Source organism: Halobellus rufus (assembly GCF_000739575.1).
GTDB classification, from domain to species: Archaea; Halobacteriota; Halobacteria; order Halobacteriales; family Haloferacaceae; genus Haloquadratum; species Haloquadratum rufum.
Window position 1 is genome coordinate 17,277 of record NZ_BBJO01000043.1, and the last position, 13,206, is coordinate 30,482.

Genomic DNA, 13,206 nt, shown 5'->3' on the forward strand with positions numbered 1-13,206 from the left:
ATTGATGTGACATTGGATCGAGTTCGAATTAGTCATTCGATACAAAATCCCGATCGTATTCAAAAACAAGGTGGAGGGGCTTGTTGACGTGCCCACAGCGTTGACTTGCCGGCACTACGAGACACAGGTATGAACCCACGCGATATCATCTGTCGAGACCATGATTCACGTGACGGTGAGGACCCGCTGCGCGTACTGGTGGATACCGCGTCACTGAACGAGCAGCTCGCCGATGGTAACGATGCCGCCCAGCGGGTACTCGACTATGCAGCGAACCGCGAGTTCGAATTCATTCGGTCGCCAGACACGCCACGGCATGAGGAGCTTGAGTGTATCCCACCGTATACAATTGAGACGGCAGAGAACGGGGCTCGAGTTGTCCGGAGCGATGATGATGGGCAGCAAACAACCACGTCATTCTCGTATCTGTTCGGATATCAGGAACGGGCGATTCGGCGGACTACAGCACGAGTCTTCTCCGATGACATCGACGCGTATGCGACCGAAGTAGAGGACGTCACCGAACGAGAGCTGGCGACAGTCCGGCAGGTGTTCGTCCACGCCGCGCTCAACCATCGTGATGAGGGACACCTGTTCATCACGAACCGAACGGTCCTCCTCACCAACCGACGGTGGTTCGAAGCGCACTTCCCCGGTGGGCAGTTGAATATCATGAGCCTCGGCGAGGCAGTCGAGTATCTCGGGCTCTATATCCGGTATCGGGAGCAGTTCTACGCTAGTCCGAACCTCACCGTCGGAATGTTCGGCTGGTACTGGCATCTCTTCCGGGCGTTGGTTCCGCGGTATCACGTGGAGGCCGACGCGGCTGACGACTATCTACGGGGGTTTAGCATCCGATTTCAGAACTTGCTTATCGCCGTCGATGAGATCGGGTATCAGTATTTCCAGGAGCCAGATAACCGGACGCAGCTCAACGTCCAGTACCATTTCGACAATGCGATCTCCCTGATCACCGGCGTTTTCGATACACTAGCCCTCAAGACCGCGGAGAAGTATGCTATCGACGACATTCGCAAAGAGTTCATTTCGCTCTCGAACAACCGGGGACGGGACTTTCTGAATGAAGTACGGGAGGCAAACACCGATCTTCGTGATCACATCGCGGACCACATGGCGTACATCAATCTGGTCTATGTTCTCCGACCGCTCGTAGTCCATCGCGGAGGATATCAGGACAGTCTCCTCGAGGATGCTGATCAGGATTGGACAGCGGGAGTCATTCCGCTTGACCGGTTCAATGAGGCAGATCGAGATGCCTTCGAGCGGTACTACCGCGAGATAGATGACGATCCCTTACCCTATGATCCGCTCACTGAGTGGGGATTGTATCAGGCAGACTGGGCTGATGCGGGCTACATCGAACCATACCACTTCATGAAGGCCGCAGTGAAGACGCTCATCCAGTTTGCTAATGCGTACCTCCAGTTGCTCGGCTATCCGGATTTCATCGAGCAACACAGAGAGGACGATCAGGGGGCGACGTTCATCGATACCTGTGATCGAATCCGTCAAACCGGCTTGACCGGCTTCTATCAGGTGTTCCCGTAGCTATCTCCGACAGTCAAGGGAACTGACTGAAAGAGACTGTAATAGACTGTAATAGGCGTCTTCAGCTCTTCCTGAACGGTGTGGGAATCCCACCCGCAGTAAAGCGAGCGACTGCTCCGCAGCTGGGACACTCATCGACGAACGCACAGACTCGAAGCGAGGTTTCTAACTCACGAACGCTCCCGCACACGGAACACTCGTACGCGGTGCGATACCGGACTGATGGACGGTGCTGTTGCCGTCGTGTGTGGGAGGTCGCTGTCGGTGTCGCCCTACCGTGAGACGCTGCTGTCGGGGATCGCTCCTGGTTCGTCATGGATTGCTCGTGATCGAGCTGCCAGGCCGAATAGGGAAGCGTGTCATAGATGCGATCTGGCTTGCTGATTCCCACATCGAAAGTAGCAGGCTCGGCTGGGTCGCGTGCGTCATCTGATCGGGGCTCATCGACTGAGCTCCCGTCGACGTGTGATGTGTCTCGCTGACCCAGAGGATCCGTCTGTGCCCATACACCGAGTTCGACGGCCTCTGCCTGCTTGTAGAGCACGCCATCGATGGCGGCCGCCAGTTCAGCGAGTGGCTCGGAGATCTCGGACTCCCCGTGTTTCTCGACAGCGTTCTCGAACAACCATTCTCGGAGCGTCGCTGCGGTCTCTCTATCGACGGTGTACGATGGAACAGCGTTCATTAGTCTCTCACTCCGCCCCTCTTGGATGCGACAAACCACACACCGTCCCTATCCCCGTTGATGAGACTCCATCCAGGTGTTAGCGAGGTTGTGGCTGCGCGCGCAGCGACCGCAGGGAGCGAGCACGGAGCGGTGGGTGGGGTGGAGGGGCGTCCACGGGCGGTGGTCGCCACTAAAAACGGGGGTAGCGCCCCGCTCAGCGCAGGGTGTCCCGTTCCTCTTCGAGGCCGACACCCGGGTCGTCGGTGCCGTGTTCGGCTTCGTAGGCGTCGACGAGCTCCCGACTGTACCGCGCGATCCGGTTTCGGGACGTCGCCACGATCGTGCTCGCTGCCGCGGCGACCTGCTCTTGGGTGAGGTGCTTGCGCGAGAGCAGCCGATCCGCCGCGTACAGCGCCGACGCCGCGACGGTGCACCGTGGCGTTCCCGGCCCGACCGGCACCTGATCGCCGAGTTTCATCAGGTGTTGGGCCAGCCGCCACGTCCGCACCGCTCGCGCCCCGGGGATGGCGTCTTCATCGAGCGCGTCGACGACCGCCATCACGGCGTTGGGCCTGATGAGCGGCGCGTCGAACCCGCATTCACATCGGATCTTCCGCGCCGCAGCGCACACCCGCTCGTGGGGCGCTTTGGTGTGCGTCGCGACCGCGACGTCGATCTCGTCCCTGTCGACCGATGAGGCTCGCGCGGCCAGGAGGACGGCGCCGCCGGCGAGTGCCTCCCAGGCCATCCGCCCGCCCGGCAGCCGCGCTTCCGAGGCGCTTCGGAGGAACTGTGCTGCCATCTTGACGACGTGGTCCGGCAAGCTCAGGTTGCCGCCGATCATCTCGACGTCTCGCAGCCCCTCGTTGAGCCGCTTCGTCCGCTTGCGCTTCTCGCCGAACTGCATCCGCTTGTGCCACTTCCGGAGGCGCTGGACCTTCTCCCACTGCTCGTTGCTCAGGGGATTACCGCGACCGTCGGTGCTCCGCCCGATCTTCGTGTGCAGGCCCTTGTCCGTCCGCAGCGGGTCCACCGTCTCGATGCTCTGGTCGGCGTCTCCGACCAAGCCCAAGTCGTTCAGCGTCGGGCTCAGGTCGACCCACTCGTCGGCGACAATCAGCCCGCAGTCCGTGCAGAACGACTGCTCGTCTTCGGTGATCACCTGGCCCTCACACTCCGGACAGGCCGACCGCCCCGACGGTTCGTGTTCGACCGTCGACTCGTGACCGCGTTCCTCGGTGGTCGTACTCTGTACGTCCGAAACCGTCTTTTCGCTCGCGTTGTTACTCGTCATTGCAGTTTCCCGAAGGCGCTCACCACAGCGCCCGACTCCCCGTGTTCCAGCACGGGGTTTCCTCGACGTCACGACCGACAGAGCCGTCTGCGCGCTCTCGCTCGCGCCTTCGCGAGCGCCCTACCGGGCGCGAGCGAGAGCGCGCCCGCACGGAGGGACACAACCAGCGCCGCGCGCCGACCCGCCCGGAGCGAGCGACCAGCGGAGAAAGCGTGGGGGGTGAGCAGCCACGCCGCGCAACCCCCCGCGCTTTCCCGCTGGCGTCGAGGGCACATTCATTTTAGCCCGGCAGTCCGCCCGCTACTGCAGGCAGACCGCCCGGAATGGTCGGTCGCGAGCGACGCGGAGGGCGCCAGCGGCGAGCGGCGCGGGCCGTTCGAGAAACACCGGACAGCCGATGTCGTCGTTCGCTATCCCGAGCGCCAGCCTGGCGGACTCAGAAAGGGCGAGGCTGTCTCGACCGTTCCCCGATCCCGCAAGCACCGAGTCCAACGAGACGCGCAGCGTGGGTCGCGGGGCGTCGAGCGGTCGAGGACTTTCTTTGCTGTCTCCGATGCCACGCGAGCAGGGAGCAGTATCTCACGAGCAAACTCGACGGACGTGACCCTGATGGCTAAGGGAGTTAGCTGTCGAGATCCCGCTAGTGTCGGTGAGCCGGCCAGTTACAGATGTCTCCGTCGCTGATGTGGCAGAAACCCATTACTCGTCTTCGAGTGCGGCGTAGATATCCGCATGCCGCCGGCCGTCGAGGGCCCCCATCTCGAGGGCAATCTTTCGACGTTCGGCGTCGCTCTCGGCCGCCTGATACCGCTCATATAGCTGGCAGACCTCGGCATCAACCGCCGTCGCGTCACCATCGTAGACGTCGACGTCGTCGGGGGCAGCGAGATCGAGTGGCTCGTCTTCGAGATCCGCTTTGAGGAGGCGGAACCGCTGAGCGGTCTCGGCGCCGACCAGCTGCGTGACCGTCTCGAAGTCGAGTTGGTCGTCGTAGTACTTCGTCGCGACGAGCTCCTGGAACGGCTCACTGTCCGCGGTCTTGTCGAGATACTTGCGGAGGGCCTCGATGAGCAGGGCAGATCGGTTCGTGTCGTAGACCTCCGCAATAGCGTCGAGGCGCTCGACGAGCGACGCCGGCGAGTGAAAATGAACTCGCTGCAACTCGTCGCTTGGGTCCATACGATGCGTACGTTTCGGACAGACGCTGGTAACGGTTTCGGGGCTGTACAGTACACGCTCTGAGCGTCAGGAATCGGGAATGTCGAACTCAATCGTCACTCTGTGCGGGCAGCTCTGCCAGGAACCGGGTGGCTGCTGTCCCGATTCGGACGCCGTCGACGTTGTCGACGTCGAGGTCCGCTGTAGCAGTTCGAAACGGATACTCCTCAACGAGAACCCGATAGATAACGGTCCGAATAGTCTCCGAGCCATATCTGTCGACGACAGTCGCCATCGCTTCGTCTAGGTGGGCGTTTTGGTGGTCCACACGTGGGTTCTCTGCTCGCTCGAGAACAAGGTCGACGACGTCATCGATCGGTGGATGCTCGGGGTTCCCGGTGCGCTCACGAACGTCATAGAGGGGCTCAGAGTAGAGGTACTCCTCGTCGCCGTGAATGCCGTCAGCAGGAGCCTCGATACCGTGTCCCAGCAGGAACATCGGTTGGTCGAGGTGCTCCATGTTGGCCGGCTCGAGGAGGTCAGCGGGCTTGGCTGCGTCGATCGTTCGCTCTGGGTCACCATCCAGATACAGGTCGATCGTCGAGAGCTTGTCGAGGAACACGAACGTCGCGGCCGTGTAGCCCGGTCCGCGCTCGGCACGGGTCGCATCGAGCAGCTCTTTCAGCTGTGCGAGGTCCCGGAGGACGCTCCCCGGGGAGCCATCCGAATGCCGGTACACCTGCGCGACGCGGTCGGCGCCGCCATCCGTCTCACCGGGCTGTTCGACTCGTTGGACGAATCGGAGTTGACTCCGTGTCGACATCGGTACTCGCCGGCGTGTGTGCGCCGGCACCCATCGCCGGCGCAGAAACAACCTTTCCTGAATCGAGTGGGGTCTCTGGGATCTCGACGAATGGCTGTTACTGGGCAACTCAACCTGGTAAAAACGCCTTCATAGGAAGGTAGAGGCGCGCATCAAAAACGGAATCCGTGCCGTCATAGACGTCGTCAATCCGCGTGTTCTGGTTGGGATGGCTCTGTCATTAGTGCGGAACGCGCAGTCGACACAGTCCGTTCGAGTAGCTCGTGGACACTCTCACGCCGCCGAATGACCAGGCCGACTCCGAGGACGACGTACACGGCGGTATAGGCATAGAGGATGGCCATACTCAGGCTGGTCGCGGTTGGCTCGGCGTACGCTTGCACAATGTAGAACTCGGCGGCCACCTGCGTCACGAATAGGCCGAGTAACGCCAGCGCCTCGCGGGTGCTAATCTCGAAGTTCGTCAGGATGGCGATGGCGAAGAAGCTCTGCGCGGCGGTAATCCAGATCTCAGCGGCCTGCTTCGAGTCGAACGGGAGCGTCCCCACCTGCCCCGCGGAGATCGAATAGACGACCGCAAGCGTGCCGATAAGGAGCGTCCACTGGTTGAGCTTCGAGGAGATGAGGGCGTTGAATCCTGCAGTCGTCCGCGCCTTGTTCACGAGATAGGCAACGACGATCAACTCGGGGCTCTCCGAGGCCAAGGGAGCGAGCCACTGAATCATGAAGAACTTCGGGATTCCGTACTGGAGGCCCATATGTTCGAGGCCCTCTGCGAACGGGTGCACCGCCGTGAAGATAATCGCACCCGAAAACGCGAATCCGAAGAGGACGACGAGCGCCCGCGGGATCTTCGGATACTGCTGGAAGTATGCGGGAACACCCACGTGTTGCTCCGTCTCGTCAACACCGCCCCGGATCACCATAAGGAGATAGAGTAGGTACAGCCCGACGAGTACGACCGTGTCAAGCGGCCCGATCCCGCCACTGAGTGGAATGAGGAATGCGAACACGGTCGCAGCGAACAGAAAGGCAATCTCTAGTGAGATGCCCCGATCAAGCGTGACCACGTCTGCGAGCACGCCCGACCGAGGTTCGACCGCTGGGTCGGACGCCCGCTTGGCGCGGTAGATACTGAACAGCGCGATGCCCGACCAGCCGAGCCCGATAAGGATGCGGTTTGCGCCCGTCATGTTGGCGACTGCTAGGTTCGCTGCTTCTGTAGACCCGGCACCAGCCTGCCACGCATAGAGGGCATCGACTGCGTACTCCGGCGCGACTGCGAGTACGGCAAGGATGGCGATGGCGAACGCCTGTGGAACGTCTTTTTCGGCGGTTTCAGCCGCCCATGCAAGCAGGAACGCTGCCCCAAGGATCGAAACCCCAGCGATAAACACAGCACTGACCGGTGCTATGTTTGTTCCTGGGTGGACGGTTCCGTATCCTCCGTAGGAGATGAACACCCCGATCCACGGAACTGTTAGCAGGAGTGCAAACACAGCCGCAACGATCGGATGGCGAACTCGAGCAAGCATGAGGTTCCTGTGAATGAATGAACCTGCTCCGTATAATCCACAAGATAACACTGGCGCGACTAAATTCGTGGTCGTCAGAGTGTGAGACGGCAAAACCCCTCCCAAACCGGTGGTTCTCGAGAATCCGCGCTAGAGTGCTCGAATTCACCGATTTGCTGAAGATCACCGAAAGTAGGTTTTGTCGAAGACGCAGCTGATCGCTATTGATCCGAGTCGAGCACTTCGGTATGCGCTTCCGGTGCACTCCGTTTTACACTCTCGATACCCCGTTTCGCGCCTTGCTTCGAGCGATACCCCTCTCCGCTGTCCGCGATGATGTTTCCGTTTGAAGCGACGAGGCGCCACCGCCACTCGTTTGCGTTGTCCTGAAACACTTCGAATGTCGCGTTCTGAGCCATCGGTACTGATATTCCCCGTCCCAGACTATTAGACCCTCACCTCACACAGGTTACTCCATTTAAAATCTTCTTCTGCTCCCGAAGAAATACACCGTCGGTGGACTCTATGACGTCTTGAAGGGGTCAGCTGATGCAAAACCATTAGCGATGTCCCATCATAGCCCTCGGTACTGGACTATGTACGAGGACATTCTCTTCCCGTACGATGGGAGCGACGGTGCATCAGCCATCCTTGAGCACGCCGCTGACATCGCAGACTGGGTAGACGCCACGGTTCACGTCCTCTTCGTCGCAGACACGACGCGCGACTCCGTGACTGTCGTTGAGGGACGAACCGTCGACGCACTCGCACAACAAGGCGAAACCACGGTCGAGGAAGCGGCGGATGCACTAACAGCCCGAGGTGTTGACTACGACACGGACGTCGTCCAGGGGAACCCAGCACCGACGATTGCCGAGTACGCAGAGCGATACGACTATGACCTGATCGTAATGCCAACGCACGGTCGCGAGGGACTCTCTCGCTACATCATCGGCAGTGTCACCGAGAAAGTCATCCGTCTGTCTTCGATCCCGGTCCTGACGGCACGGATGCAACCCGACGAACGACTGGCGTTTCCGTATGAGAATATCCTCATTCCAACGGACGGAAGCACTGGGGCGGTACATGCCGCTGAACACGGGCTCTCGCTCGCGGCGGCGGTTGATGCGACCGTTCACGCACTGTCGGTCGTGGACGATGCCTCACTCGGGTTAGACGTCCGCTCAGCAGCCTCTGAATCGGACGGTGAACAGGCCGCGACCGACGCTGTCGATGACCTGGTATCGGAAGCAGACTCGTATGGTGTCCGGAACACCGTCACGCACATCGAACACGGGGATCCTGCGGAGGAAATCCTCGAATGCATCGACTCGAATGACATTGACGCCGTCGTGATGGGGACCACTGGGCGACGTGGGACGGATCGAATCCTCCTCGGCAGCGTCGCGGAGAAGACAGCGCGGTCTGCACCGGTACCTGTCATTACGGTCGCTAGGGAATCGTAACCCACGGCCTTCAGTTGTATAGTCGTCACCGGGCATCGTCTCAGCGATCGTGATTTTTTGCGTCGCCAAAGCCACAGCTGAGCAATTGTATAGTATGCCCTGTTCGTTGGGGGTCACTCGATGGAAGGCTCCAGCTCGTTCTCACCCCGTCGGCTACCGATGAACCATATTCTCCCACCTGGTGTAGCCGTCAGTCGCTCACGTCTCCCAGTCGTGACGATTCGCGTAAAGATCCGTCTTAGATGATGGTGATAACTCCGCCAAAGAAGCCGATCGTGACGACAAGTCGGCCAAGACTACCGACGAACGTCGCGATTGCGAACTTCACATAATCTTCTTCGAGGATCGAAAACGCGTAGATCGACAGCGTATCCGGGAAGAAGGGTACACACAGCGCGAGCGCTAAGCCACCGTATCCGTACTGCCGAGCGAGCGTCATCGTCCGCCGTTCCGACCACTCGAGAATGTCGAACCGAGAGCGACGTAACCACCGAACGACGGGCCCCGCGTGTTTCACCTCCTGACCGAGGTGAAACGCAACGAGACTACCAACGGCCTTTCCCGTCGCGCTTACGCCCATGATGACACCCAACCGAGTCCAGAGGGGTAGCCCGAGATCGAGTGGTGCCGCAAGCACAACCTCGCTTGGGCCGGGAAGCGCGAATGCAATCAAAAACGAATAGACGAAAATAATCCCCAATCCCGGCCAGCCCGTCGCGCTATCAATGGCGGCGTGGCCGTACTCCAGCAGTACGGTTGTAACCTCACTCAATGAGATGTAGAGTGGGCGCGGATTCGCGGAAAATCGGTTCACAACGGTGAGTGACGGATACATCTGGTTACTCACCGGTCGAACGCTCGACGGACAGTTTTTCTCGGGATTCGGTTCCGCCACGCGATTGGGTGTCCACCTCTCCCGTTTGAATCCGAACTTGCGTTATGCGGGTCTGGTCAACTGATTCGACCCGTAGTCGAACCTCATCACAGTCGAACGTTTCTCCCTGCTCGACTAACCTGCCCGCCCGATTAAACAGGAGTCCCGCGATCGTCTCGAACTCTTCCCCATCCGGCAGTTCTAGTTCGAGCGTCTCGTTGACCTCGCCAATGTCGACGTCTCCACGCACGAGCGCCGTCGTGTCGTCGAGTTCCGTAATCGGGGCTTGTTCCCGGCCTTCGAGGATTTCACCGACAATCTCCTCCGTGAGGTCTTCGACCGTCACGAGTCCCTCCGTCGTCCCGAACTCGTCGATGACCACCGCCATCTGCGTTCGCGACGTCTGCATCTCTTCGAGCAGTTCGTCGACGGACTTACTCTCAGGCATATGCTGGGGCGGGTCCAGTAGTTCGAGGTCGCCAACGAGCGTCTCTCCGGGAGTGCCACGCTGCTGTGCCCGGGTCAGTTCGTGTATGTCTGCAGTTCCGACGATGTTGTCGAGCGTTTCTGCGTAGACAGGGAGTCGCCTGTGCCCGCTTTCGAGACACTTGGTGATCGCATCGTGGAGCGTCTCCGTCTTCTCGATTCCAGTGATGTCCAACCGTGGAGTCATGACCTCCTTGGCAATCGTGTTTCGGAAGCGGAAGATACGCTGAAACATCTCTCGTTCATCTTCGTCGATGACGCCCTCGCGCTCGCCCGTCCGAATCATCTCCTGGATCTCATCGCGAGTCACGTACGAGTCCTCGATTGCCGCTCGTCCGCCCGTCACGCGATTGACGAGCCGTGTGAGGTAATCGAACACGATGACGAGTGGGAACAAGATGTACTCGGCGAGTTTGAGCGGGCGTGCGATCCGGAGCGCCCACGATTCGGTGTTCTCGACAGCGTAGGATTTCGGGGCGCTTTCGCCAAAAAGCAGGACGATTGCCGTAATCCCGAACGTTGAGATGAGCACCGCAGGCCCCGGGTCGAAGTAGAAGCCGACGATGGCGGTCGATATCGAGGACATCGCGATGTTGACCAGATTGTTGCCCACGAGAATTGTCACAAGTAGTCGGTGGGGGTTCGACTTCAGATCGGCAACCGTGATGGCACCAGGGCTGCCTTTTTCGACCAGTGCATCAATGCGGTGCTTGGCAAGCGAGAACAACGCAATTTCCGAGGACGAAAAGAACGCAGAGAGGACGAGGAGCACGAAGAGAACCACACTTCCAATGAGCGTGATCGACATCTCGGAGTAGAGATTTCTGGAAGTGGCCTGGAGAGCATAGAATCCAATATCGAAGTGGGCTGTGTCGAGTGACGCTACCATATACCTACGTTGCTCATTGTTTAACAAGCTGGTATAGCCCTTCTGATGGATCAAACGTGAGAGGGTGCCATTAGTTTCAATCACCGAATTTCGCCGAGATTCCTGTGCTTATATACCACCTGATCCAGTAGCGTGGGGTAATGACCCCGCTTGAGCTGACGCTCCGCCTAGTTGCTGGCGTTCTCCTCATACTGACCAACGGCTTTTTCGTAGCGATCGAGTTCGCGTTGACACGAGCGCGTCAATTTAGTGAAGCGGAATTCGTCGACGGAAATCCGACTCTCGAACGGGCCTGGGAGATGACGAATAATCTGGAGATCTATCTGACCACGTGCCAGGTTGGTATTACGGCCTCCAGTATCGCAGTCGGGATCGTAGCCGAGCCGGCTCTCGCCGCGCTCTTCGAACCGTACTTTGCCAATACCGCACTGGCGTCCATCGGTGCAGGTGCGATCATCGCCTTTGCGATCATCAATCTCCTGCATCTCACCCACGGCGAGCAGACACCGACGTATCTCGGCGTTGAACGCTCCCGGATGGTGTGTCGGTACGGGGCCACACCTCTGTACTGGTTCAATTGGCTTATCTCTCCGCTCATTACATTCGGCGACTGGATCGCCAAGGCCACGCTCAAGCTGTTCGGCGTCGAGATGACCGGTGCGTGGCTCGAAACCGAAGAAGAGGTCCTCGAATCACGAGCCCAGCTCCGCAATCGCCTGCACTCGCTTCTCGAAGAGGGCGAACTTCCGGAGGAGCGCCGCGACGAAGTCCTTGGCGCACTCGACATCGACGAACTCTCGATCAGCGAGATTATGGTTCCAGCAGACGACATTATCTCCCTCTCAACCACCCGCTCAGTCGACGAGAACTTTGATTGCATCCGAAACACGCCACACACCCGATTTCCACTAGTTGGTGAGGAGCTGACCGACTTCCACGGAATCGTGTACGCACCGTCGATCATCGACCACTATGAGGATCTCGTAGACAGCGACATCTCCTTCAAAGAGATCGCGGCCCCTCCAATGACACTCGCGGCGGAAACGAACGTCAGCGATGCATTCGATCAGTTCCAGGCCGAGGACCAGGAACTCGCGCTCGTCCTCGAAGATGGTGACGTCGTGGGACTCCTCACCGCAACCGACGCTCTGGAAACGGTAATGGGCGAACTCGAAGACCCGCTCGACCAGCAGGTGTCGACCTGAACTGATATAACGGAGATGTGAAGGTCGTTAGAACCTCCTTGCCGTACCTACTCGATCTCGAGACTCCCAGAGTTGCCCTCGCCGCCCTTACTGTTCTCGTCCCATTCAAGTTCGAACTCGATGCTCAATTCTCCAGGGCCATCAGTCGGTCCTTCGCGTTCGGCTTTCACTTCGAATGTCGGCCGTGCTGGAGGATCCATCGTGACGGACTCTGCCCCCGATTTCAGGGTGATCGGACCTCCCTGTTCGAGCTTTTCGGCGACGCTCCGGAGGTACGACGCGATTTCGTCCCGGCTCTGGGCGCTTTCGGATTTGAACAGCACTTCTTCGGGCATACACCACGCTCTACATTTCCTGCTCGGATAAGTGGCCCTCTCATCTAGCAAAGGGAATCCGCCGCCCTAAGCCAGATGTGACACGTCTTCTAGCTCCTCGAAGTCGTCAAACTCGCCACACTCGACCGGCTCCCAGTCCTCTCTGGGTGCTGGACTCCACCAGTCGACCTCGTAGGCACCCGGTGCGCCGAGGAACTTCACTGACGTAGCAATAGATGATCTAATCGTTATGTAGTAACCGGGTTTATAAGACTGACTTCGTAACCAACCCGTATGAGACATTTCGGGCTCAAGATCCGGATGGCATTCGTCGGTGCTATCCTCGCAGCGTTCTATCTCGTCGCTGTTGCTGTCGCGATGGTGGTGTTCGGCCAGGGAATCCTCCCGATCGCCATCGTCGGCAGTCTCCTCCTCATCGGCATCCAGTACAAAATCGGGAAGTGGGCTGCCTTACGAAGCGTCGGTGCCGAGGACCTCTCCGAGACCCAGTACTCGCAGATTCACCAGTTCGTCGAGCAGGTCTGCCGCGACAAGAATATGAAGAAACCGTCGCTGAAGATCGCCAGCATGGGCGTACCGAACGCGTTTGCGGTTGGCCGTCGCGGCAACGGTACCGTCGTCATCTCTCGGGAACTCATCCAGCTGCTCGACCGCGACGAACTAGAGGGCGTCATCGCCCACGAAATCGCCCACATCGACAACCGCGACGTCATCACGATGCAACTCGGACAGGGCATCGCCTCGATCGTGGCGATCGTCGCGCAGTTCGCTGTCCTGTTCACGGGCGACAACGACCTCGCAGACTTCTTCCTCGCCATCGTCGTCGGCAACATCGTCCAGTTCGTTGTGATGATCTTCGTGCTCGCCATCTCTCGGTACCGCGAGTACGTCGCCGACGCCGACGCGAGACGTGCCATCGGCTCCGG

General features: G+C 59.4%; 12 protein-coding genes and 3 pseudogenes. 4 read left to right on the forward strand and 11 right to left on the reverse strand.

Features of this window, described 5'->3' with window-relative positions:
• Positions 1-129 precede the first annotated feature (129 nt).
• Positions 130-1,569, forward strand: coding sequence for a hypothetical protein (locus ACP99_RS15960; protein WP_049987550.1), 1,440 nt, complete (start codon positions 130-132; stop codon positions 1,567-1,569).
• Positions 1,570-1,630: 61 nt separating this feature from the next.
• Here the strand turns inward: ACP99_RS15960 and ACP99_RS19550 are convergent, their stop codons facing one another.
• The 7 genes and pseudogenes from ACP99_RS19550 to ACP99_RS19560 form a co-directional block, all read right to left on the reverse strand.
• Positions 1,631-2,254: a hypothetical protein gene (locus ACP99_RS19550; protein ID WP_081927536.1), complete on the reverse strand. Its 624-nt coding sequence runs from the start codon at positions 2,252-2,254 to the stop codon at positions 1,631-1,633.
• A 196-nt stretch (positions 2,255-2,450) separates the two neighbouring features.
• Entirely contained in the window at positions 2,451-3,530 is a 1,080-nt protein-coding gene (locus ACP99_RS15965) for a transcription initiation factor IIB (protein WP_049987551.1), read from the reverse strand.
• Between the two features lie 834 nt (positions 3,531-4,364).
• A pseudogene (locus ACP99_RS21045) lies at positions 4,365-4,709 on the reverse strand (ribbon-helix-helix domain-containing protein); the annotation flags it as partial.
• Between the two features lie 88 nt (positions 4,710-4,797).
• Entirely contained in the window at positions 4,798-5,145 is a 348-nt protein-coding gene (locus tag ACP99_RS20655) for a hypothetical protein (RefSeq protein ID WP_197052498.1), read from the reverse strand.
• Positions 5,119-5,511, reverse strand: a pseudogene (locus ACP99_RS15975) (hypothetical protein); the annotation flags it as partial. The gene ACP99_RS20655 and the pseudogene ACP99_RS15975, both read right to left, overlap by 27 nt.
• 185 nt (positions 5,512-5,696) lie before the next feature.
• Positions 5,697-7,046 (reverse strand): sodium/calcium exchanger protein, encoded by a 1,350-nt coding sequence (locus ACP99_RS15980; RefSeq protein WP_049987552.1) that lies wholly within the window; start codon positions 7,044-7,046, stop codon positions 5,697-5,699.
• A 200-nt stretch (positions 7,047-7,246) separates the two neighbouring features.
• Positions 7,247-7,444: an HVO_2922 family protein gene (locus ACP99_RS19560; protein ID WP_081927537.1), complete on the reverse strand. Its 198-nt coding sequence runs from the start codon at positions 7,442-7,444 to the stop codon at positions 7,247-7,249.
• Positions 7,445-7,621: 177 nt separating this feature from the next.
• Here ACP99_RS19560 and ACP99_RS15985 point away from each other — a divergent pair, with 177 nt between their 5' ends.
• Positions 7,622-8,491 carry a universal stress protein gene (locus ACP99_RS15985; RefSeq protein WP_049987553.1) on the forward strand — a complete coding sequence of 290 codons (870 nt, stop codon included), beginning with the start codon at positions 7,622-7,624 and terminating at the stop codon, positions 8,489-8,491.
• Positions 8,492-8,729: 238 nt separating this feature from the next.
• On the opposite strand, the gene ACP99_RS15990 is transcribed toward ACP99_RS15985, so the two are convergent.
• Entirely contained in the window at positions 8,730-9,338 is a 609-nt protein-coding gene (locus ACP99_RS15990) for a YqaA family protein (protein ID WP_231554320.1), read from the reverse strand.
• Positions 9,331-10,659 carry a hemolysin family protein gene (locus tag ACP99_RS15995; RefSeq protein WP_231554321.1) on the reverse strand — a complete coding sequence of 443 codons (1,329 nt, stop codon included), beginning with the start codon at positions 10,657-10,659 and terminating at the stop codon, positions 9,331-9,333. The genes ACP99_RS15990 and ACP99_RS15995 overlap by 8 nt, the downstream gene beginning before the upstream one ends.
• Positions 10,660-10,880: 221 nt before the next feature.
• Between ACP99_RS15995 and ACP99_RS16000 the strand changes: the two genes are divergently transcribed.
• Entirely contained in the window at positions 10,881-11,945 is a 1,065-nt protein-coding gene (locus ACP99_RS16000; protein ID WP_049987555.1) for a CNNM domain-containing protein, read from the forward strand.
• Between the two features lie 47 nt (positions 11,946-11,992).
• Here ACP99_RS16000 and ACP99_RS16005 read toward each other — a convergent pair whose 3' ends face one another.
• Positions 11,993-12,280, reverse strand: a complete 288-nt coding sequence (locus tag ACP99_RS16005; protein ID WP_049987556.1) for an amphi-Trp domain-containing protein — start codon at positions 12,278-12,280, stop codon at positions 11,993-11,995.
• A 66-nt stretch (positions 12,281-12,346) separates the two neighbouring features.
• Positions 12,347-12,481 (reverse strand): annotated as a pseudogene (locus ACP99_RS21285) (DUF7567 family protein); the annotation flags it as partial.
• A gap of 99 nt (positions 12,482-12,580) precedes the next feature.
• On the opposite strand from ACP99_RS21285, the gene ACP99_RS16010 reads away from it, so the two are divergent.
• Positions 12,581-13,206 (forward strand): M48 family metallopeptidase (locus ACP99_RS16010; RefSeq protein ID WP_049987559.1); only part of this gene is annotated, 626 nt, incomplete at its 3' end.

Bases quoted from the DNA above. Each gene is read 5' to 3' on its own strand.
- ACP99_RS15960 (WP_049987550.1), top strand. From the start codon at position 130: ATGAACCCACGCGATATCATCTGTCGAGACCATGATTCACGTGACGGT.
- ACP99_RS19550 (WP_081927536.1), bottom strand. From the start codon at position 2,254: ATGAACGCTGTTCCATCGTACACCGTCGATAGAGAGACCGCAGCGACG.
- ACP99_RS15965 (WP_049987551.1), bottom strand. From the start codon at position 3,530: ATGACGAGTAACAACGCGAGCGAAAAGACGGTTTCGGACGTACAGAGT.
- ACP99_RS15980 (WP_049987552.1), bottom strand. From the start codon at position 7,046: ATGCTTGCTCGAGTTCGCCATCCGATCGTTGCGGCTGTGTTTGCACTC.
- ACP99_RS19560 (WP_081927537.1), bottom strand. From the start codon at position 7,444: ATGGCTCAGAACGCGACATTCGAAGTGTTTCAGGACAACGCAAACGAG.
- ACP99_RS15985 (WP_049987553.1), top strand. From the start codon at position 7,622: ATGTACGAGGACATTCTCTTCCCGTACGATGGGAGCGACGGTGCATCA.
- ACP99_RS15995 (WP_231554321.1), bottom strand. From the start codon at position 10,659: ATGTCGATCACGCTCATTGGAAGTGTGGTTCTCTTCGTGCTCCTCGTC.
- ACP99_RS16000 (WP_049987555.1), top strand. From the start codon at position 10,881: ATGACCCCGCTTGAGCTGACGCTCCGCCTAGTTGCTGGCGTTCTCCTC.
- ACP99_RS16005 (WP_049987556.1), bottom strand. From the start codon at position 12,280: ATGCCCGAAGAAGTGCTGTTCAAATCCGAAAGCGCCCAGAGCCGGGAC.